Below are 19,366 nucleotides of genomic sequence, written 5' to 3'. Positions count from 1 at the left end.
CAGACAGGAGGAATCAGGGAAAGTTCGCTTGCATTGAAAAAAATGTGATGCGGGCTGCATCACAACCCCCCTTGGGCTACCATGGGGCCAGTTCTTAATCCAGGCCAATGATACTTATGAAAGCAAGTGTTGAATACCTTTGCGACGTACTCATCATTGGCAGCGGTGCCGCCGGTCTGTCCCTCGCGTTGCGATTGGCAGACCAGGCCAAAGTCCTGGTTCTGAGCAAGGGGCCCATCAGTGAGGGGGCCACTCTCTATGCGCAAGGAGGCATCGCTGCCGTGTTCGACGAGACCGACAGCATCGAATCCCACGTGAGCGACACGCTCAACGCCGGCGCCGGGTTGTGCGACCCGGCGGTGGTGGAGTTCACCGCCCGCAACGCCCGCGACTCCATCCAGTGGCTCATTCAGCAAGGGGTCCCCTTCGATCAGGAAGAGGATGCCGAGGGGGAATCCCACTATCACCTGACCCGGGAAGGGGGTCACAGCCATCGCCGCATCTTCCACGCGGCCGACGCCACCGGCAAGGCGGTGCAGCTCACCCTGATCGACCAGGTGCGCGCCCACCCCAACATCCAGCTGATGGAGCGCTTCAACGCGGTCGATCTCATCACCACCCGCAAGCTGGGTCTGCCGGGCAACAAGGTATTGGGAGCCTATGTCTGGAATCGCAACGCCGAGCAGGTCGAGGTGATCCGCGCCCGCTTCGTGGCGCTGGCCACCGGCGGGGCCTCCAAGGTGTACCAGTACACCTCCAACCCGGACGTCAGCTCTGGCGACGGCATCGCCATGGCATGGCGCGCCGGCTGCCGGGTGGCGAACCTGGAGTTCAACCAGTTCCACCCCACCAGCCTGTTCCACCCTGACGACCCCAACTTCCTGCTGACCGAAGCGCTGCGTGGCGAAGGGGCCTACCTGCGCCGTCCCGACGGCAGCCGCTTCATGCCGGAGTTTGACGAGCGGGCCGAGCTGGCCCCGCGGGACATCGTCGCCCGCGCCATCGACCACGAGATGAAGCGCCTCGGGGCGGATTGCATGTATCTGGACATCAGCCACAAGCCGGCGGATTTCATCATCAAGCACTTCCCGACCATTTATGAGCGCTGCCTCGCGGTCGGTATCGACATCACCAGGGAGGCGATGCCCATCGTCCCGGCGGCCCACTACACCTGTGGCGGCGTGATGATCGACAACAACGGCCAGACCGACATCCCCGGCCTCTATGCCATCGGCGAGGTGACCTATACCGGGTTGCACGGCGCCAATCGCATGGCCTCCAACTCCCTGCTCGAATGCGTGGTCTATGCCCACCAGGCGGGAGCCGACATCCTGGCCAAGCTGCCCACCAGCGTGGCGCCCCCCAGCCTGCCGGCCTGGGACGAGAGCCAGGTGGATGACTCGGACGAGCAGGTGGTGATCCAGCACAACTGGCACGAGCTGCGGCTGATGATGTGGGACTACGTGGGCATAGTGCGCACCAACAAGCGCCTGGCCCGGGCCAAGCGTCGCATCGATCTGCTCAAGCAGGAGGTGCAGGAGTACTACGCCAACTTCCGGGTCTCCAACAACCTGCTGGAGCTGCGCAACCTGTTGCAGGTGGCCGAGCTCATCGTCAACTGCGCCCTGGAGCGCAAGGAGTCTCGCGGTTTGCACTACAACCTGGATTATCCGGACATGCAGCCGGACTCCAAGCCAACCGTGCTGACCCCGGATCGGGAATGACGCCGGATCTGGAATAAGGCCGTTGCGTTCGATTCGGGCGTATGCCCTCCCCCAGATGACCCCGCCCAGGCGGGGTCATCTGCTATGAGCGGCAGATGTAGCAGGTAGAGAGACGCCCCTAGCGGACAGCGAGGTGGATGGCGCGGGCCAGGGCGCGGTAGTGTGCAGGGGCCAGGGCATCGGAGAAGAGCCAGAGCTGCCCCTCGGAGCCCTCCACCGTCTTCAGCCGCAACCAGAGCACCCCGGGCAGGATGCGGCTGCGGGGATCCAGCCGATGGCGCGCCCCTTGCCACTCGAGCCACTCCCCATCCCAGACGAGCACGCCGCTCGCCGCCGGATGGCGGCGCAACGCGCGCCACAGACTCAGCCCCCAGACAGGGAGGAACAGCCCCCATTGCCAGCCCTGGATCAGGCTGGCGACGGGCAAGAGCAGCAACAGAAACAGGATGCACAGCAGCAGACGCTGCTGGCGGGAGGCGATCACGGGCATCACTGCCCGCTGGGGAGACGCGAGGCTGGCCATGAGGGGTGGCGGTCGCGAGTCGGGCTCAGCGCAGGCTGTCGTGGCGGGCCTGATTGCGCTCGAGGATCAGGGGGATCATGGCGGCAAAATCGGGATCCTCGGGCACGCCGTGACCCATGCACCAGCGGAACAGCTCGGGATCCTCGCACTCCAGCAGGCGGATGAAGGTGCGCTGTTCGGCCTCGCCGAGGCCATCGAACTCGTGCTCAAAGAAGGGCATAAAGATCACATCCAGCTCGAGCATGCCGCGACGGCAGGCCCACTTCAGGCGGGACTTCTCACTTGGGTTCAACATGGAACTCTCCTTACAAAGACCGGGGAATGGTAGCAGCAGGATTTTCCGGCTGACAAACATTCCTTACGTCTTTACCATGCAGGTCACATACTTTCTGTCTCTGGAATCCCATCGTGAGCCTGCCGACCCCTCTTCTTCCTGCCGAGCCGACCCTGTTTTCCCTGACCAACCTGGCCATCACCCGCCTCGGCGGCCCGGATCGCGCCAAGTATCTGCAAGGTCAGGTCACCTGCGACGTCAACGCCCTGCAACCGGGTCAGAGCACCCTCGGCGGCCACTGCGATCCCAAGGGCAAGCTGTGGAGCGATTTTCGCCTGCTCTGCCTGGAAGACAGCCTGCTGATGTTGACCAAGCCGTCAGTGCTGGCCCGCCAGCTGCCGGAGCTCAAGAAGTTTGCGATCTTTGCCAAGGTCGAGATCGGCGAGTTTCAGGGCAGCCTGACCGGACTGGCCGGTCAGGGGACGGACGACTGGATGGCACAGCACTTCGCGCTGACCGGCACCGGTCTGGTGGAGGGCGGCATGGTAGTCAGGGTGGAGGCGGACCGCTGGCTGCTGGCGACCACATCCCCGCAGGCCCTGAACCTGCCGGTGGGCGACGAAGGACTCTGGTGGGGGCTGGAAATCAAAGCCGGTCTCCCCCATCTGGAAGCGGTCCACCAGGGGGAATACATCCCCCAGATGCTGAACCTGCAAGCCCTTGATGGCATCAGCTTCAACAAGGGCTGCTACATGGGGCAGGAGACGGTGGCGCGCGCCAAGTATCGCGGCGCCAACAACCGCGCCCTCTTCGTGCTGAGCGGCACTGCCGCAACGCAGGTAGCCAGCGGTGACACCCTGGAGATCCAGCTCGGTGACAACTGGCGCCGCAGCGGTCTGGTGCTCAACGCCTGGCAGCAGCAGGGTCAGGTGTGGCTCACCGCCGTGCTGCCCAAGGACACCGAGGCCGACGCCCGCTTCCGCCTCAAGCTGGAAGAGGGCTCCAGCCTCGGTCTGCAACCCCTGCCCTATGCGTTGATCGACTGAATCCCCCCTAGCGAGGCACCCGCGCCAGCAGTGCCTCCTGCAACCAGCGCCCCGCCTGCCCGAGCGGGCGGGCGCGATACCACTGCAACTCCAGCGCCAGTTCCGCCTCGGCGATGAAGTCCGGCTTGAGCACCACCAGCTCCCCCCGCGCCAGGGGCCGGTGCAGCAGAAACTCGGGCACCGCCGCCCATCCCAGCCCCAGTTTCACCAGCTCCAAGATCCCGAGATCCCCCTCCACCCACCACACTTGCGCCGAGAGGCGGAAGCGATGGCGCTCCGTCCCCTCCCGCCGTCCGGTCACCATCAACTGGCGAGCCCCTTGCAGGTCGCTCTCCTTCAACGGCGTCTTGTGGGCCAGGGGGTGATCCGGAGAGACCACCAGGGGCATGGTGACCGTCCCCAGGGAGCGGGAGACCAGCTCCCGCTCGGGGTGCGCCTTCTGATAGCTGATGCCGAGCTGGGCACGGCCGCTCTTGAGCAGCTCGGTCACGTCCTCCATCAGCGGGAACAACAGCTCCAGCTCCACCGCCGGGTAACGGTTGGCGAACTCCTCCAGCAGGGAGCCAAGCCAGGGCAGGTGGGAGTCATCGTCGATAGCCAGGGTGAGGCGCGACTCGACGCCGTTGGCCAGCTCGCCGGCAATGGCCTGCAGTCGCTCGCTCTGGGCCAGCAGCACCCCTGCCTCCTGACAGATGCGGGCACCCGCCTCGGTCAGCACGGGATAGCGGCCGCTGCGATCGAACAACGCAAGGCCGAGATCGATCTCCAGGTTGGCGATGGCAGCACTCACCACCGACTGGGCCTTGCCCAGCCTGCGCGCAGCCGCCGAGAACGACCCGGTCTCGGCCGTCGCCAGCAATGCCTTGAAGTGTTCCAGTGAAGGGGTCATGAGCCTGCTCCGCCGTGCTGTTGTGTCGTCACATCTATCTATTTTAGCGATAGATACCAACGTGAATCTATCCGGTTTTGGCGATACATTGCCGCCATTCCCTGACCAAAGAGAGAGACAGACCATGCGTACGACCCGTGACCGCCTGCGCCACGCCATCGGCTTCGAATTGATTGGCCTGCTGATCGCCGCCCCGCTGGCCAGCTGGGTGACCGGCGTCGGGCTCAACCACATGGGCCCCCTGGCCCTGTTCTTCTCGGTGGTCGCCACCGTCTGGAACTATGTCTACAACATCGGGGTGGACAAGCTGCTGCTGCGCTATCAGGGCCACACCCACAAGGCGCTGTGGCAGCGGGTGCTGCACACCCTGGGGTTCGAGGGGGGCCTGCTGATCGTGGCTCTGCCGGTGATGTCCTGGTGGCTCGACATCGGCCTGCTGGAGGCGCTGGTGCTGGATATGGGCTTCGTGCTCTTCTACCTGGTCTATGCCTTCGTCTACAACTGGAGTTACGACAAGGTGTTCCCCATTCCCATGGGACAGGTGCAGAAGGCACTGGGATAAGCGATTCGAGGGGTAAGGGCGAGGCACCATCATGCGATGGCATGATGGTGCTGAAGAGGGCCTCGCGGGGTCAGGCCTGTGCCTTGACCTCTTCCGGCGGGGTATCGTCCTGCCTGGTTTCCTGGCGCATCATGGCTTCGAGGTCGCTCTGGTACTGGTTCAGCATGCGCTGGGCCGCCACCATGTCCCCCTTGTGCAGGCGCTCGAACAGATGATGCTGCACCACGCCGTTGAGGTACTCCACCGTGATGGGTTGCTCCAACGCCGACAACAGCTCCTCTTTTTCCAGCTCCGCATTGATCTCGTCGACACTGGTACGCAGCAGACCGGCCAGTTGCACCAGCATGCGGCGCTCCCCTTCACGCAACAGGCTCAACATGCGGTTTCTCTGCTGCTCATTCTGTTGGGTCATACATTTCCTTACGTAGAATTGGAACAAGCCCGCTCATTCTGCCCTGTCCTTTTCACAGCGTCCATCTCGGGCGCATGACTTATTCCGGGTGCGGGGGGCCGGGTGCTATTTGCCCCCCGGCCCGGTATAGTAACGGCTGATCCAGGGGGCCCGTGCGCCCCATTGCCGAGACCGTCCATCCCTATGACCGACGCCATTCTGGTGCTCTGCACCTGCCCCGACGAGACCAGTGCAGACCGCCTCTGCGAGCAGCTGCTCGACCAGCGCCTCGCCGCCTGCATCAACCAGCTGCCCGGGGTCACCTCCGTCTATCGCTGGCAGGGCAAGACGGAGCGAACCCGGGAGATCCAGCTCGTCATCAAGAGTCGGGCCGCTCTGTTCGAACCCCTGCGCCAGTGCATTCTCGCCCACCATCCCTACGAGGTACCGGAGATCCTGGCGCTCCCGGCAAGCCAGGGCCACCCTGCCTATCTCGACTGGTTGACACAGGAGACCTCATGACCGCCTCTCGCCCCCTCCCTTTCCTGCTGATGCTGCTGGGCCTGCTCTGCGTCCTGACGACGGCCCCCGCCCGGGCCAGCAGCCAGGATCTGCTCGGCAGCCTCGGCATCGAGACCCAGCCCCGATTCCTCAAGGTGGATCAGGCCTTCGCCCTCGAGAGCGAACAACAGGGTGATCGGCTGCTGCTCCGGATACGCATCGCCGACGGCTACTACCTCTATCGCCACAGCATCCGTGTGAAGGGAGAGAACCTCGCCTTCGACGAGCCCGTCCTACCCCCCGGCACCGAGCACGAGGATGACTTCTTCGGCAAGAGCCGGGTCTATTACCAGGAGGTGCAGATCCCCGTGGCGCTGACCCGGGTCGGGGACGCGGCCAGCCTCACCCTGAGTTACCAGGGCTGCACCGAGGGACTCTGCTACCCACCCACCGACAAGCGGATCGCCGTCGAGCCCCTCGCCGCCCCCGCCCGGGCGGAAGCGGCGGCCAGCCTTCAGGGCACCGACGGGCCGGGCAGCCAGCAGGACAGGCTGGCGGCCGCCCTCGGCAGCCAGGGGTTCTGGATCAGCGTCGCCGCCTTCTTCGCCCTGGGTCTCGGCCTCGCCTTCACCCCCTGCGTCTTCCCCATGTATCCCATCCTGACCGGGATCATCGCCGGGGCCGGGCATCGCCTCTCCACCCGTCGCGCCTTCCTGCTCTCCTTTGTCTATGTGCAGGGGATGGCGGTCACCTATACCCTGCTCGGGCTCGTCGTCGCCTCGGCGGGCCTGCAATTCCAGGCGGCCCTGCAGCACCCCTATGTGCTCATCGGCCTCTCGGTGATGTTCGTGCTGCTCGCCCTCTCCATGTTCGGGCTCTACACCCTGCAACTGCCGAGCAGCCTGCAAACCCGTCTCTCGGGCTTCTCCAACCGCCAGCAGGGCGGATCCGTGGCCGGCGTCGCCATCATGGGCATGATCTCGGGACTGGTCTGCTCCCCCTGCACCACGGCGCCGCTCTCCGGGGCCCTCATCTACGTGGCCCAGAGTGGCGACCTCTGGCTCGGCGGTGCGGCCCTCTATGCCCTCTCCCTGGGCATGGGGCTGCCGCTGCTCTTGCTCGGCACCTCTGGCGGCAAGCTGCTGCCCAGGGCCGGCGCCTGGATGGATGTGATAAAGCAACTCTTCGGTTTTGCGCTGCTGGCGGTGCCCATCCTGCTGCTCTCAAGGCTCCTGAGCGACCTCGTCGCCACCCTGCTCTGGCTCGGCTGGGGGCTGGTGCTGTGCGGTTATCTCTATCACCACAACCAGCATCGCGCCCATTCGGTGGGCAAGAGCCTCGGCGGCTTCGTCCTGCTGCTGGCGATGATGGGCCTTGTGGTGGTGGGCAAGGATCTGCTGCTGCCACCCGAGGGGGCCAATGCCGCCGCCCAGACCCAGGCCCCCCGCTTCATTCGCATCAAGACCCTGGACGATCTCAAGGTGCAGCTCGCCGCCGCCCGCGGCAAGCCGGTGCTGCTGGATCTCTACGCCGACTGGTGCGTGGCCTGCAAGGAGTTCGAGCACAAGACCTTCAGCGACCCCGATGTGCAGGCGCGCTTCAGCGAGATGGTGCTGCTGCAGGCGGACGTCACCGCCAACGACGACGCCGACGTGGATCTGCTCAACGGCCTCAACGTGCTGGGATTGCCGACCCTCCTCTTCTTCGATCGCGATGGCAACGAGGTGAACGGCCAGCGGGTGACCGGCTTCATGGGGCCTGTCGAATTTCTCGGCCAGCTGGACAAGCTGCGCTGATACCGGGTGGCCCGTGCAACCGTGTGGGCCCCCGGTTTGACCGCCATTTTTCCGGCAATCCCTTGTATATGACCGACGCCGTGGCAGAATTTGCCCTTTCCCGTCTCGTTCGTCCGGAGTTTTGATGAAAAAGTGGTTCATCCCCCTGCTGGCCCTCTGGCTTTATGGCTGCAACGCAGGTCCCGGTGAAGAGACCATCCAGAGCCAGGTCACCGCCAGGTTGCAGGCGGGCACAGATGCTGACCTGTTCGACATCCGCGACTTCGCCGTGCTCGGCAAGGAGGAGCGGATGGAGGGGGTCTATCTGGTCAAGGTGAGCTACCAGCTCCACTTCAAGCAGGGACTGGATCAGTTGCAGGTGCTGCACGACGAGGATCTCGTCTATGACAGGGTCGGCCCCTTCCAGCAGGAGATGGGGCTGATGGAGCTCGAGCGCAAATATGGCGACTTCGAGGCAGGCCAGGCCCTGGCGCAGGAGACCCAGGTCTGGATGATGAAGACGGAGCAGGGCTGGCGCCTGGCCGAGCCAGACGCGACGCAGCAGGGATAATCCCGAGCCCCCCTCCCCCTAGAGCAGATCCTTCAGCCGATACCAGAGCATCCCGAGCGCCAGCAACGGAGAGCGCAACGCCGGGCCACCCGGGAAGGTCATGTGAGGGACGCGGCTGAAGAGATCGAAGCCCCGGCTCTCCCCCTTGATCGCCTCCGCCACCAGCTTGCCCGCCATGTGGGTGGCATTGAGGCCATGGCCCGAATAGGCCTGGGCATAGAAGACGTTGGGATGCTGCTCGAGGCGGCCTATCTGGGGCAGCCGGTTGGCGCCTATGCCTATCATGCCCCCCCACTGGAACTCGATGGCGGTACCCGCGAGCTCGGGGAAGACCCGCAGCAGCTTGGGCAGCATGAAGGCCTTGATGTCGCGGGGGTCACGGCCCGAGTAGTTGCAGGCCCCGCCAAACAGCAGGCGACCGTCCGCCGACAGCCGATAGTAGTCGAGCGCCACGTTCTGATCGCACACCGCCATGTTCTGTGGCAGCAAGCGCTGGCGCAGGCGCTTTTCCAGCACCTGGGTGGCGAGAATGTAGGAGCCCGCTGGCAGCACCTTGCCCCCGAGATCGGGCTGGAGGTCGCCCAGGTAAGCGTTGCAGCCGATCACCAGGTAGTCCGCGCTGACCCGGCCGTGGGCCGTGGTCACCTCGACCCGCTCGCCGTAATCGATGTGGGTCACCCTTGAGTGTTCGAACAGGGAGACCCCGAGACTGGCTGCCGCACGCGCTTCGCCGAGGGCAAGGTTGAGAGGATGCAGGTGACCGGAGCCCATGTCGATCATCCCGCCGATATAGCGATCCGACCCGACCACGGTGTGCATCTCCTCCCGTGCCACCATTTTCAGTGCGGGCCGGTAACCCAGGCTCGCCAGGTGCTCGGCATCCTCCTCGAACCCCTTCAGGTGGCGCGCCTTGGTGGCGAGATCGCAATAGCCCCAGGTGAGATCGCACTCGATATTGAAGCGCTCGACCCGCTCGCGCACCAGCTGTACCGCTTCGATCCCCATGAGATCCAGCTCCCGCACGCCCGCCTCGCCAATCCAGCGGGCAAACTGGCTGGTATCGTGGCCGATGCCGCGGATCAGCTGGCCGCCGTTGCGCCCCGACGCTCCCCAGCCGATGCGGTTGGCCTCCAGCAGCACCACCTTGTAACCGGCATCGGCCAGATTGATGGCGGTGTTGAGGCCGGTGAAACCGCCACCAATGACGCAGACGTCCGCATCCAGCTCACCACTGAGCTCGGGCCACTGCCGATGGTCGTTGCGAGTGGCCGCGTAATAGGAGGCCGTGTGTTCCTGATGTCCCTGTCTTCCTGTCTGCATGCTCAGCATCCTGCCTGGTTGCATTCGTTTACTAAATTAAACGGGTGTCATCGATAATACCCAGCCCCCCATCCCCAATCCAGCCCGTCAGGATCACAGAAATGCAAAAGGCGCCCCGAAGGGCGCCTTTTCATGCAATCAAGGTGCTGCGAATTACAGTACGTCGATGGCATTCAGGTCGGAGAAGGCCTTCTCCAGACGCGCGATCATGGAAGTCTGACCGGCACGCAGCCATACGCGCGGATCGTAGAACTTCTTGTTCGGCTTGTCGGCACCTTCCGGGTTGCCCAGCTGGCCTTGCAGGTAGGCTTCGTTGGACTTGTAGAAGTTCAGCACGCCTTCCCAGGTCGCCCACTGGGTGTCGGTGTCGATGTTCATCTTCACCACGCCGTAGGAGATGGATTCGCGGATCTCTTCCAGGGTAGAGCCGGAGCCACCGTGGAACACGAAGTCCAGGGACTTGGCAGGCAGACCGAACTTCTCGGAGACGTACTTCTGGGAGTTGTCCAGGATCTTCGGAGTCAGCTTGACGTTACCCGGCTTGTATACACCGTGCACGTTGCCGAAGGAGGCAGCGATGGTGAAGCGCGGGCTGATCTTGGACAGACGCTCGTAGGCGTAGGCCACGTCTTCCGGCTGGGTGTACAGGGAGGATTGGTCCAGGTGGCTGTTGTCCACGCCGTCTTCTTCACCGCCGGTGCAGCCCAGTTCCAGCTCCAGAGTCATGTTCATCTTGGCCATGCGGGTCAGGTACTCGCAGCAGATGTCGATGTTCTCTTCCAGAGACTCTTCGGACAGATCCAGCATGTGGGAGGAGAACAGCGGCTTGCCGGTTTCGGCAAAGTGCTTCTCACCGGCGTCCAGCAGGCCGTCGATCCACGGCAGCAGCTTCTTGGCAGCGTGGTCGGTGTGCAGGATCACGGGAACACCGTAGGCTTCGGCAACGGCGTGCACGTGCTTGGCACCGGAGATGGCACCCAGGATGGCAGCTTGCTGGCCTTCCAGCTTCAGACCCTTGCCGGCGGTGAACACGGCACCACCGTTGGAGAACTGTACGATAACCGGGGCTTTGACCTTGGCGGCAGCTTCCAGCACGGCGTTCACGGAGTCGGTACCGACGCAGTTGACGGCCGGCAGAGCGAAGCCGTTTTCCTTGGCGATGGCGAACACTTTCTGAACGTCATCACCAGTGATCACGCCGGGTTTTACGAAGTCGAAAATTTTCTTAGACATGTTTAATCGTCCTGTCTCGTATGCCGTTAATAAAAAGTGGGGGGTTCATCATGAACCGGCACAGCGGCCACATGATAAACGAAACGGGAGGCTTTTGCCCCCCGTCCCGGGTCAATTAGGCTTTGGCGCGCTCTTCGAGAATCGCGACAGCCGGCAGTACCTTGCCTTCTACGAACTCCAGGAAGGCGCCGCCGCCGGTGGAGATGTAGGAGACCTTGTCGGCGATGCCGAACTTGTCGATGGCAGCCAGGGTGTCACCACCGCCAGCGATGGAGAAGGCCGGGGAAGCGGCGATGGCTTCGGCGATCACCTTGGTGCCTTCAGCGAACTGGTCGAACTCGAACACGCCGACCGGGCCGTTCCACAGGATGGTCTTGGCGTTCATGATGATGTCGGCCAGGGCCTTGGCGGAATCCGGACCGATGTCGAAGATCATGTCGCCGTCAGTCACGTCGGACACGGACTTGATGGTGGCCGTGGTGGATTCGGAGAACTCGGCACCCACAACCACGTCGGTGGTCACCGGAATGTTGGTTTCGGCAGCCAGTTTCTTGGCGGTGTCGATCAGATCGTGCTCGCACAGGGACTTGCCGACGTTGTGACCGGCAGCAGCGATGAAGGTGTTGGCGATGCCACCACCGACCACCAGCTGGTCAGCGATCTTGGAGAGGGATTCGAGTACGGTCAGCTTGGTGGAGACCTTGGAGCCGCCCACGATGGCAACCATGGGGCGCTCGGGCTTCAGCATGGCTTTGCCCAGGGCTTCCAGTTCACCGGCCAGCAGGGGGCCTGCACAGGCAACCGGCGCGAACTGGGCCACACCGTAGGTAGAACCTTCGGCGCGGTGAGCAGTACCGAACGCATCCATTACAAAGACGTCACACAGGGAGGCGTATTTTTTGGCCAGCTCTTCGGTGTTCTTCTTCTCGCCTTTGTTGAAGCGGCAGTTTTCCAGCACAACCAGCTCACCGGCGGCGACGTCTACGCCATCCAGGTAGTCTTTGGCCAGACGAACCGGGCAGGACAGTGCGTCTTTCAGATAGTTGACAACCGGAGCCAGGGAGAATTCTTCGTTGTATTCACCCTCGGTCGGACGACCCAGGTGGGAGGTGATCATCAGCTTGGCGCCCTTTTCCAGAGCCAGCTTGATGGTCGGCAGAGTCGCAACGATACGTGCATCGGAAGTGACCTTGCCGTCTTTTACCGGCACGTTCAGGTCAGCACGGATCAGAACGCGTTTGCCCGCCAGATCCAGGTCGGTCATCTTGATAACAGACATATTCAGTCCTCTATATATTTTCAGGTAATGTTAAAAAAACAGTAACCTTGCGCCCGGTGCAGACTTTCAGCCTGCGGCCATCATGGCCCGGGTGGTATCCAGCATGCGGTTGGCGAAGCCCCATTCGTTATCGCACCACATCAACATCTTGACGAGGTTGGCATCGCTGACCCGGGTCTGGGTACCATCAATGATGCAGGAGTGTGCATCATGATTAAAGTCTACGGAGACCAGTGGCTCTTCCGTGTAGTCCAGAATACCGTGTAATGTACCTCTGGATGCCCGTTGCAGGGCTTGATTTACGTCACTAACTGTCACTTTTTTACGAACAGTAATGCTCAGATCCATGGCGGTTACATTGATGGTCGGTACCCGTACCGCGATCGCCTCGAACTTGCCGGCAAAGTGGGGAAGGATACGTTCCAACCCCTTTGCCAGCTTGGTGTCCACCGGGATGATGGACTGGCTGGCTGCCCGGGTTCTGCGCAAGTCGCCGTGATAGGCATCGATGACTTGCTGATCGTGCATGGCCGAATGAATTGTCGTAATAGTACCACAATTTATCTCGAATTCTCGATGCAATGTTTCGATGACGGGGACCACGCAGTTGGTGGTGCAGGAGGCGTTGGAGACGATCCGCTCCCGCCCGGTCAGCACCTGGTGGTTGACCCCGTAGACGATGGTGGCGTCCACGTCCGCGTCCGCCGGATGGGAGAAGAGCACCTTGCCCGCTCCCGCCCCCAGATGCAGCTCGGCATCGGCCCGGGAGCCGAACACCCCGGTGCAGTCCAGCACCACGTCCACCCCCAGCGCCCGCCACGGCAAGTTCGACGGATCCCGCTCGGCAAACAGGGCGATGAGATCCTCCCCCACCTGCATGCTGTTGCCCGCCAGTTGCACCGGATAGCGGAAGCGACCGTGGCTGGTGTCGAAGCGGGTCAGGTGCACCATGGCCTCGGGGGCCGCCAGCTCGTTGATGGCCACTATCTTGATAGTCTTGTCGCGGCCGCTCTCGTAGAGGGCCCGCAGCACGTTGCGGCCGATGCGGCCATAGCCGTTGATGGCAATCTTGATCATGGAAACGTTGTGTCCTTAGCTGCGACAAAGGGATGGGAGGAAGGGGCGACTCACGAGAGCAGTGCCTCGCGAAAGACGCCGCGGGCCAGCAGTGCGGCACCGAATACCCCGGCGCTGTCCCCCAGGGCCGGCGCTATCATGGGGGTGGCGAAACGGGGGTTGAACAGGAAGGGCAATACCGTTTCGCGCCCGGCGCGATAGAGGCTCTGCACATTGCCCACGCCGCCACCGATGACGATGACGTCCGGATCGAGAATATTGATCACGTTGGCGAGGGCCTGGCCGAACAGCAGGTGCAACCTGTCCATGGTGAGCCTGGCGACGTGATCATGGGCACTGGCCGCAGCAATCTGGGCGAGCGAGAGACGGCGTTTGGTCCTGGCCTCGTACCAGGCCTCCAGCGCCGGGCCGCTGATGAGGGTTTCGACGCAGCCGCGCTTGCCGCAGTAGCACTCTGGCCCCTCCGGCAACAGGACGTTGTGCCCCCACTCCCCGGCGATGCCGTGGTGACCGTTGAGGATCTGGCCGTTGATGACGATGCCGGCCCCGACCCCGGTGCCCATGATGATGCCAAACACCACTTTTGCATCGGGATGCTGCTGGCGCACCGCCCCCAGATGGGTTTCCGCCAGGGCGAAACAGTTGGCGTCGTTGGCGATGAGCACGGGGACGCCCAGCCTGCGCTCCAGATCTTCCTTGAGCGGCTTGCCGTTGAACTCGGTGGTGTTGCTGTTTTTCAGCAGCCCGGTCTGGGGGTCCCGGGCCCCCGGCGTCCCCATGCCGATGAGTGCAGGACGCTGACCGAGTTTGGCGGCACACTCGTCCACCAGTTTGGCGATCTGGCCCAGCATGTGCTGGTAGCCGCCGTGCCGTTCAGTGGGAATGCGGTGGCGCAGCAACACCTCGTCGCCATCGAGCACCACGCACTCGCACTTGGTCCCGCCAAGGTCGATCCCCCAATCCCACGCCTGCTTCTCCATCCAGCCTCCTGCCCCTCAACGACCCCATCCCGGCCACGACTGCCAACATGGGGGTGCAGTGTAACCCGAGCCGCAACCAGGATGCAGCCCCCTGTGTCACGGACAGCAAAACGGGGCCCGCAGGCCCCGTTCATCACGCTGTTTGCCGCGCTCAGCGACCGTGGTACCGGGCGGAGAGCTCATGCACCGCGTTGACGAACACGCCGGCATGTTCCGGGTCCACATCCTGATGGATGCCGTGCCCCAGGTTGAAGACATGACCGTTGCCATGACCGAAACCGGCCAGAATGGTGGCGACCTCTTCGCGGATCCGCTCCGGGGTGGCGTAGAGCATGGAGGGGTCCATGTTGCCTTGCAGCGCCACCTTGTCGCCGACCCGGCGTTTGGCGTCCGCGATGTCGGTGGTCCAGTCCAGCCCCAGGGCATCACAGCCGGTGGCGGCGATCTGCTCCAGCCACTGGCCGCCGTTCTTGGTGAACAGGGTGACCGGCACACGGCGGCCCTCATGTTCACGGATCAGGCCATCGACGATCTTGTGCATGTACTGCAGGGAGAAGTCGCGGTAATCGCGCGGGGTGAGCACGCCGCCCCAGGTGTCGAATACCATGACCGCCTGGGCACCCGCCCTGATCTGGGCGTTGAGATAGCTAATCACGCTGTCCGCCAGCTTGTCGAGCAGCAGATGCAGGGTCTGCGGCTCTGCATACATCATCTTCTTGATCTTGGTGAAGGCCTTGGAGCTGCCCCCCTCCACCATGTAGGTGGCCAGGGTCCAGGGGCTGCCGGAGAAGCCGATAAGCGGCACGTCGCCCTTGAGCTCGCGGCGGATGGTGCGCACCGCATTCATCACGTAGCCGAGCTCGTCTTCCGGATCCGGGATGGGCAGGGCCTGCACGTCGGCCATGGAGGTGATCGGGCGCTCGAAGCGCGGGCCTTCCCCCTGTTCGAAGTAGAGGCCCAGCCCCATGGCATCGGGCACGGTCAGGATGTCGGAGAAGAGAATGGCGGCATCGAGTGGATAGCGGCGCAGGGGCTGCAAGGTGACTTCACAGGCCAGCTCGGCGTTGCGACACAGGGACATGAAATCCCCCGCAACGGCGCGGGTCGCCTTGTATTCCGGCAGATAACGGCCAGCCTGACGCATCATCCATACCGGGGTCATGTCCACTTCCTGGCGCAGCAGGGCACGCAGGTATCGATCGTTTTTCAGCTCTTTCATCCCAGTTCCTGAGTCATGTCACGCATAAAATGGCGGACATGATACCACTTTGTGCAAGGCTGAGGGCGCCCCTGACGCCGCACATCGCCGCAGGAGTGCAAAGATGTGAGGGGGCGCATACAAGCGCCCCTGTTTTCCCTCAACGCGCCTCGGCGAGGCACTGTTCGATGAGCCGGCGCGCTATGGTGCCATGAGGGGGCAAGCGCGGCAGCCGGTCAGCCTCAAAGAAGCCTGCCGCCACCAGTTCGTCATCCTGCACCCGGATCTCGCCGCTCTCGTAGTCGGCGGTGAAGCCCATCATCAGGCTGTGGGGGAAGGGCCAGGGCTGGCTCGCCACGTAACGCACATTGGTCACCCGGATGCCGCTCTCCTCGAACACCTCCCGCGCCACGCACTGCTCCAGATTCTCCCCCGCCTCCACGAAGCCGGCCAGCACGGTATACATGGGATCATCCGCCTGATAGTGACGGCGGTGGGCTGCCAGCAAGATGGCCGGCCCCTTGCGCACCGCGACGATGATGCAGGGGGAGATGCGCGGATAGACGACATGGCCGTGATGACACCCCTGGGCCCACTCCCCTTCCCTCGGGGTCATGGGGGCGCCGCACTCACCGCAGAAACGATGGGTACGGCGAAAAGTGGCGAGCTGCCAGGCCCGCCCTGCGAGGCGAAAGCCCTCTTCGTCCCCCGCCACCATGAGCTGGCGCAGCGGGGCCATGGCCCCGGTCTCCGCCTCGCCCCCCAGATCCAGCAGATGGCAAGGCAGGCCGTCCCACTCGTCGAAGCGCTCGAAGGGGGCGGTGTGCAGATGGGTGGGCAAAACGGCACGGGGCCCTTGTGGAATGCGCCCCTGTTCATCCAGCAGGACGAGGTGATCGCCCCCCAGCACGAACCAGAAGGCCTGTTCAGTTGATGACATATGATGAAGGCTCTTGTTGAGAATGCGCGCGGCACAGGATCGTTCGCCTCATCTTACGAGCGGGAAGGGCCGATGGCGACCCCCGACATGGCCCTCTTCTCGCCAGACACACCATGAAAAAAGGCCGCCTCTGGCGACCTTTCATCCTGTTGACCGCCCGGGCGATCAGTTCATCCAGCGCTCGCTGCTCTTGCGACGGCGCGGGAGCATGGGCAGGAGGATCCCGAGCAGGATGCCGCCCCCCACCATGGCACCACCGCGGATGAACCAGTCCATCTGCATGTCGTGCTCACGGTTGTCATAGCTCTGGGTCAGGGCGTCGTTCTGTTCCTTGAGGCTGCTCATCTCGGCGCTCTGGCTGTCCAGACGGGCTTTGAGGCTGGCGATCTCCTTGCTCTGCTCGGCGATCTTGCCATCCTTCTCGGCGAAGCGTTTCTCGTTGTCGCCATTGAGGTTCAGCAGACGGGCCTTGGCTTCGTCCAGCTCTTTCTGAACCTGGGGAAGGCGTTCACGCAGGCTGATCTCCCCCTGCAGCTCGCTGTTCTTGATCCAGCCCTCGCGGCCACGACCGTCCACCACCTGGGTGAATCCGGCCTCCTGGTTCACCGCCTTGACCTCCAGCGGCTCACCGGCCTTGACGCTGCCGAGGATCCGGTACTGGGTACCCGGACCGTTGTGGATATAGGTAAAGATGTTGTCTGAAACATAGCGGGTATCGGCCAGTGCCTGTTGGGCACACAAGCAGATCAGGATCCCGAGAAGGGCGCGCATGGTCGATCGATTCTCTTCGTTGGATTAGGTTGCAGGCCGAATGTTAAGCCGCCTGCGGGTCAAAGGACAAGCAAAGAAAAGCGCCATCTCCCCGAGTGAGAGCTGTCTCGCAGCGCCGCCGGTTTGCCACGCGACCATTCCAGACGTCGTACCTACTTCTGTTTCAGCGCCTGTACCTCAGCGCGCAGGGCCTTGAGCTCTTTGAGCAGTTGCGCCTGCTGCTCGCTCTGCTGGCGTCGCCACACCGCGGTGTCGTCGTTGGTCTTGCCGGGATGGACGAACAGGCTGGCCATGAAGCCGCTGAGGGCGCCAAACAACCCCACTCCAAAGAGGATCAGCAGGCTGGCGACGAAGCGCCCCTCCTCCGTCTTGGGCACCAGATCCCCGTACCCCACGGTAGAGAGGGTCACCAGCGTCCACCAGAAGGCATCGTAAGGAGTCTGGATCTGGCTGCCGGGTTGCCCCGTTTCCAGCCAGTACATGACGCCGGAGCCGACCCCCAGCAACAGGAAGAAGAGGAAGAGAATGCCGGAGAGGGTGGTTTCGTTGCGTTCACGACGGAACATGGCCAGCAGATCCGGTCTGTCCCGGAGCAACTGGTAGACCCGCCACAGCTGGATGAGCCGCGCCCAACGTAGTTGTTCCACCATGGGCAGGCTGCCGGGCAGATAGAACCAGTTGCTCTTGAAGAAGGCCATCCTGTCGGAGGCGCGCGCCCAGCCATAGGCGAAGTGAGCGAGGAAGAAGTAGCAGATCAGGCTGTCGACATCATAAAAGAGCTGCAAAGTCTGGGGGCTCAGTTCACCGTGCCCCAGCCAGCGAGCAGCCACCAGGCAAACCGAAATCACGGAGAGAAACCCCATCAGCAGATCCATGGTACGCAAATGAGTTAAGTGATGTCGCATACATTTTCCAACTTTAAGCACGGTGCAAATTAATAAAAAGGAAGATAATGCCGATAGCTATGACGGCAAAGGAATAATGGACGTTGAAAGGAGAAAAATTATGCAGTTGAACCCGCTGGAGAGGCGCATGAGCAACATCCGACTGGTGCCCAAGGTGGTGCTGCTCATGGTGTTCAGCACCCTGCTGCTGCTGGCCAAACTCTGGTTCGATGCCAGCAACCTGGAAGCGACCCTGCTCAGCGAGGGCATTGATGCCGCCATGGCCAACACCATCGCCGATCGCCTGCTCTGGACCGGGCTGGTGGAGACGGCGCTCATGGGGGTCGTCTTCGTGGTGCTGCTGCTCACCGGCTCCCGCCTCATGGTCAAGCAGGTCCACTACCTGGTGGGGCTGCTGGAGCGTTTCGCCAACAAGGATCTCAGCCACAGCGTGCTGCTCAAGTCCCGGGACGAGTTCGGCGACATCGCCAAGGCGGTGGCCCACTCCCAGGAGAACCTCAAGGAGGTGTTCGGGACCCAGCGTGCCGCCTGCAAGGAGCTCAACGAGATCGCCTCCCAGGTGACTCTCTGCATGGATGAGGCGAACGAGGCCATCAACGAGGAGTTCACCCAGATTGAGCAGCTTGCCAGCGCCATGAGCCAGATGGTCGGTGCCATTCGAGAGGTGGCCAACCACGCGGAGCAGGCGTCCCACGCCACCGCCGAAACCAGCCAGCTGGCCGAGGAGGGCAGCCGCTGCGTGGCGGCTACCGTCAACACCATCGACACTCTCTCCGGCAACATCCAGCGCTCCTCCACCGTGGTCAACGAAGTGGAGCACGGGGTCGATCGCATCGGCTCCGTGGTGGACACCATCCGCAGCATCTCCGAGCAGACCAACCTGCTGGCCCTGAACGCCGCCATCGAGGCCGCCCGCGCCGGTGAAGCGGGTCGCGGTTTTGCCGTGGTCGCCTCCGAGGTGCGCGAACTCGCGAACCGTGCCCAGGCGGCCACCGTCGAGATCCAGAAGATGATCGAGCAGCTTCAGGGCAACGCCCGCCAGGCCGTCGGCCTGATGGCCGAGAGCGTGCAGCAGGCGGACAAGGGGGTGGAGCAGGTGACCCAGGCTGGTACCCAGCTCGACACCATAGTGCAGCGGGTGCAAGGAGTGGCCGACATGAACCGCCAGATCGCCGCCGCCTCCGAGCAGCAGAGCTCGGTCGCCGAGGAGATGAATGCCAACCTGGAGCAGGTCAAACAGGTGGTGGAAGGCTCCGTCGTGGTGCTGCGGGAGCTGAAAGATGCCTCCGAACTGGTGGAACACCACAGCCAGACGCTGGACAGCCATATCCAGGCCTTCAAGCTGGCCTGATGCTGGCCTGATGCTGGCCTGATGCTGGCCTGATGCTGGCGCCCATCGTCAAACCT

General features: G+C 63.2%; 20 protein-coding genes. 7 read left to right on the top strand and 13 right to left on the bottom strand.

The window, feature by feature from the left end; all coding sequences use genetic code 11:
• Window positions 1–116 precede the first annotated feature (116 nt).
• The gene (gene nadB / locus AB5Y70_RS05410; RefSeq protein WP_010675646.1) at window positions 117–1,724 is read left to right on the top strand and encodes an L-aspartate oxidase; all 1,608 of its coding nucleotides are present in this window, start codon (window positions 117–119) and stop codon (window positions 1,722–1,724) included.
• A gap of 118 nt (window positions 1,725–1,842) precedes the next feature.
• Here nadB and AB5Y70_RS05405 read toward each other — a convergent pair whose 3' ends face one another.
• Together AB5Y70_RS05405 and AB5Y70_RS05400 are read right to left on the bottom strand one after the other, a co-directional pair.
• Window positions 1,843–2,214: a protein YgfX gene (locus AB5Y70_RS05405; protein WP_043154867.1), complete on the bottom strand. Its 372-nt coding sequence runs from the start codon at window positions 2,212–2,214 to the stop codon at window positions 1,843–1,845.
• A gap of 58 nt (window positions 2,215–2,272) precedes the next feature.
• A complete protein-coding gene (locus tag AB5Y70_RS05400; RefSeq protein ID WP_041213909.1) occupies window positions 2,273–2,542 on the bottom strand; it encodes a succinate dehydrogenase assembly factor 2 in 270 nt (89 codons plus the stop codon).
• Between the two features lie 113 nt (window positions 2,543–2,655).
• On the opposite strand from AB5Y70_RS05400, the gene ygfZ reads away from it, so the two are divergent.
• Window positions 2,656–3,567, top strand: coding sequence for a tRNA-modifying protein YgfZ (ygfZ, locus tag AB5Y70_RS05395; RefSeq protein ID WP_043154820.1), 912 nt, complete (start codon window positions 2,656–2,658; stop codon window positions 3,565–3,567).
• A gap of 7 nt (window positions 3,568–3,574) precedes the next feature.
• On the opposite strand, the gene AB5Y70_RS05390 is transcribed toward ygfZ, so the two are convergent.
• Window positions 3,575–4,456 carry a LysR family transcriptional regulator gene (locus AB5Y70_RS05390; protein WP_043154822.1) on the bottom strand — a complete coding sequence of 294 codons (882 nt, stop codon included), beginning with the start codon at window positions 4,454–4,456 and terminating at the stop codon, window positions 3,575–3,577.
• A gap of 124 nt (window positions 4,457–4,580) precedes the next feature.
• Between AB5Y70_RS05390 and AB5Y70_RS05385 the strand changes: the two genes are divergently transcribed.
• On the top strand, window positions 4,581–5,018 hold the full coding sequence (locus AB5Y70_RS05385; protein ID WP_039040541.1) for a PACE efflux transporter: 438 nt from the start codon (window positions 4,581–4,583) through the stop codon (window positions 5,016–5,018).
• A gap of 70 nt (window positions 5,019–5,088) precedes the next feature.
• Here the strand turns inward: AB5Y70_RS05385 and AB5Y70_RS05380 are convergent, their stop codons facing one another.
• Entirely contained in the window at window positions 5,089–5,430 is a 342-nt protein-coding gene (locus AB5Y70_RS05380) for a hypothetical protein (protein ID WP_010675652.1), read from the bottom strand.
• 183 nt (window positions 5,431–5,613) lie between these two features.
• On the opposite strand from AB5Y70_RS05380, the gene cutA reads away from it, so the two are divergent.
• The 3 genes from cutA (at window position 5,614) to AB5Y70_RS05365 (ending at window position 8,256) form a co-directional block, all read left to right on the top strand.
• Window positions 5,614–5,931, top strand: a complete 318-nt coding sequence (gene cutA, locus AB5Y70_RS05375; RefSeq protein ID WP_010675653.1) for a divalent-cation tolerance protein CutA — start codon at window positions 5,614–5,616, stop codon at window positions 5,929–5,931.
• On the top strand, window positions 5,928–7,706 hold the full coding sequence (locus tag AB5Y70_RS05370; protein ID WP_043154825.1) for a protein-disulfide reductase DsbD: 1,779 nt from the start codon (window positions 5,928–5,930) through the stop codon (window positions 7,704–7,706). Before cutA ends, AB5Y70_RS05370 begins: the two co-directional genes overlap by 4 nt.
• A 124-nt stretch (window positions 7,707–7,830) precedes the next feature.
• Window positions 7,831–8,256 (top strand): hypothetical protein, encoded by a 426-nt coding sequence (locus AB5Y70_RS05365; RefSeq protein WP_039040544.1) that lies wholly within the window; start codon window positions 7,831–7,833, stop codon window positions 8,254–8,256.
• An 18-nt stretch (window positions 8,257–8,274) separates the two neighbouring features.
• On the opposite strand, the gene AB5Y70_RS05360 is transcribed toward AB5Y70_RS05365, so the two are convergent.
• The 9 genes from AB5Y70_RS05360 to AB5Y70_RS05320 all read right to left on the bottom strand — a co-directional run bounded on the left by AB5Y70_RS05360 (window position 8,275) and on the right by AB5Y70_RS05320 (window position 17,959).
• Entirely contained in the window at window positions 8,275–9,576 is a 1,302-nt protein-coding gene (locus AB5Y70_RS05360; RefSeq protein ID WP_043154827.1) for an FAD-binding oxidoreductase, read from the bottom strand.
• A 153-nt stretch (window positions 9,577–9,729) separates the two neighbouring features.
• Window positions 9,730–10,809, bottom strand: a complete 1,080-nt coding sequence (fbaA, locus tag AB5Y70_RS05355) for a class II fructose-bisphosphate aldolase (RefSeq protein ID WP_010675658.1) — start codon at window positions 10,807–10,809, stop codon at window positions 9,730–9,732.
• Between the two features lie 115 nt (window positions 10,810–10,924).
• Window positions 10,925–12,088, bottom strand: a complete 1,164-nt coding sequence (locus AB5Y70_RS05350; protein WP_043154829.1) for a phosphoglycerate kinase — start codon at window positions 12,086–12,088, stop codon at window positions 10,925–10,927.
• 66 nt (window positions 12,089–12,154) lie between these two features.
• On the bottom strand, window positions 12,155–13,165 hold the full coding sequence (gene epd / locus AB5Y70_RS05345) for an erythrose-4-phosphate dehydrogenase (RefSeq protein WP_041211676.1): 1,011 nt from the start codon (window positions 13,163–13,165) through the stop codon (window positions 12,155–12,157).
• A gap of 50 nt (window positions 13,166–13,215) precedes the next feature.
• Window positions 13,216–14,145 (bottom strand): ROK family protein, encoded by a 930-nt coding sequence (locus AB5Y70_RS05340; protein WP_043154831.1) that lies wholly within the window; start codon window positions 14,143–14,145, stop codon window positions 13,216–13,218.
• A 151-nt stretch (window positions 14,146–14,296) separates the two neighbouring features.
• Entirely contained in the window at window positions 14,297–15,364 is a 1,068-nt protein-coding gene (gene hemE / locus AB5Y70_RS05335) for a uroporphyrinogen decarboxylase (protein WP_043154833.1), read from the bottom strand.
• Between the two features lie 139 nt (window positions 15,365–15,503).
• A complete protein-coding gene (nudC, locus tag AB5Y70_RS05330) occupies window positions 15,504–16,283 on the bottom strand; it encodes an NAD(+) diphosphatase (RefSeq protein ID WP_043154835.1) in 780 nt (259 codons plus the stop codon).
• 165 nt (window positions 16,284–16,448) lie between these two features.
• A complete protein-coding gene (locus AB5Y70_RS05325) occupies window positions 16,449–17,054 on the bottom strand; it encodes a TIGR04211 family SH3 domain-containing protein (RefSeq protein ID WP_010675664.1) in 606 nt (201 codons plus the stop codon).
• A 152-nt stretch (window positions 17,055–17,206) separates the two neighbouring features.
• The gene (locus AB5Y70_RS05320) at window positions 17,207–17,959 is read right to left on the bottom strand and encodes a potassium channel family protein (RefSeq protein ID WP_029314808.1); all 753 of its coding nucleotides are present in this window, start codon (window positions 17,957–17,959) and stop codon (window positions 17,207–17,209) included.
• 100 nt (window positions 17,960–18,059) lie between these two features.
• On the opposite strand from AB5Y70_RS05320, the gene AB5Y70_RS05315 reads away from it, so the two are divergent.
• Window positions 18,060–19,310 carry a methyl-accepting chemotaxis protein gene (locus tag AB5Y70_RS05315; RefSeq protein WP_010675666.1) on the top strand — a complete coding sequence of 417 codons (1,251 nt, stop codon included), beginning with the start codon at window positions 18,060–18,062 and terminating at the stop codon, window positions 19,308–19,310.
• Window positions 19,311–19,366 lie beyond the last annotated feature (56 nt).

The organism is Aeromonas sp. s1(2024) (assembly GCF_040908005.1).
GTDB classification, from domain to species: domain Bacteria; phylum Pseudomonadota; class Gammaproteobacteria; order Enterobacterales; family Aeromonadaceae; genus Aeromonas; species Aeromonas caviae.
This window is presented reverse-complemented; position numbering and strand designations above follow the sequence as displayed.

What these genes read in the sequence shown, in the direction of transcription:
- nadB (WP_010675646.1), top strand. Translation starts at nt 117, where the DNA reads ATGAAAGCAAGTGTTGAATACCTTTGCGACGTACTCATCATTGGCAGC.
- AB5Y70_RS05405 (WP_043154867.1), bottom strand. Translation starts at nt 2,214, where the DNA reads ATGCCCGTGATCGCCTCCCGCCAGCAGCGTCTGCTGCTGTGCATCCTG.
- AB5Y70_RS05400 (WP_041213909.1), bottom strand. Translation starts at nt 2,542, where the DNA reads ATGTTGAACCCAAGTGAGAAGTCCCGCCTGAAGTGGGCCTGCCGTCGC.
- AB5Y70_RS05390 (WP_043154822.1), bottom strand. Translation starts at nt 4,456, where the DNA reads ATGACCCCTTCACTGGAACACTTCAAGGCATTGCTGGCGACGGCCGAG.
- AB5Y70_RS05385 (WP_039040541.1), top strand. Translation starts at nt 4,581, where the DNA reads ATGCGTACGACCCGTGACCGCCTGCGCCACGCCATCGGCTTCGAATTG.
- AB5Y70_RS05380 (WP_010675652.1), bottom strand. Translation starts at nt 5,430, where the DNA reads ATGACCCAACAGAATGAGCAGCAGAGAAACCGCATGTTGAGCCTGTTG.
- cutA (WP_010675653.1), top strand. Translation starts at nt 5,614, where the DNA reads ATGACCGACGCCATTCTGGTGCTCTGCACCTGCCCCGACGAGACCAGT.
- AB5Y70_RS05370 (WP_043154825.1), top strand. Translation starts at nt 5,928, where the DNA reads ATGACCGCCTCTCGCCCCCTCCCTTTCCTGCTGATGCTGCTGGGCCTG.
- AB5Y70_RS05365 (WP_039040544.1), top strand. Translation starts at nt 7,831, where the DNA reads ATGAAAAAGTGGTTCATCCCCCTGCTGGCCCTCTGGCTTTATGGCTGC.
- AB5Y70_RS05360 (WP_043154827.1), bottom strand. Translation starts at nt 9,576, where the DNA reads ATGCAGACAGGAAGACAGGGACATCAGGAACACACGGCCTCCTATTAC.
- fbaA (WP_010675658.1), bottom strand. Translation starts at nt 10,809, where the DNA reads ATGTCTAAGAAAATTTTCGACTTCGTAAAACCCGGCGTGATCACTGGT.
- AB5Y70_RS05350 (WP_043154829.1), bottom strand. Translation starts at nt 12,088, where the DNA reads ATGTCTGTTATCAAGATGACCGACCTGGATCTGGCGGGCAAACGCGTT.
- epd (WP_041211676.1), bottom strand. Translation starts at nt 13,165, where the DNA reads ATGATCAAGATTGCCATCAACGGCTATGGCCGCATCGGCCGCAACGTG.
- AB5Y70_RS05340 (WP_043154831.1), bottom strand. Translation starts at nt 14,145, where the DNA reads ATGGAGAAGCAGGCGTGGGATTGGGGGATCGACCTTGGCGGGACCAAG.
- hemE (WP_043154833.1), bottom strand. Translation starts at nt 15,364, where the DNA reads ATGAAAGAGCTGAAAAACGATCGATACCTGCGTGCCCTGCTGCGCCAG.
- nudC (WP_043154835.1), bottom strand. Translation starts at nt 16,283, where the DNA reads ATGTCATCAACTGAACAGGCCTTCTGGTTCGTGCTGGGGGGCGATCAC.
- AB5Y70_RS05325 (WP_010675664.1), bottom strand. Translation starts at nt 17,054, where the DNA reads ATGCGCGCCCTTCTCGGGATCCTGATCTGCTTGTGTGCCCAACAGGCA.
- AB5Y70_RS05320 (WP_029314808.1), bottom strand. Translation starts at nt 17,959, where the DNA reads ATGCGACATCACTTAACTCATTTGCGTACCATGGATCTGCTGATGGGG.
- AB5Y70_RS05315 (WP_010675666.1), top strand. Translation starts at nt 18,060, where the DNA reads ATGCAGTTGAACCCGCTGGAGAGGCGCATGAGCAACATCCGACTGGTG.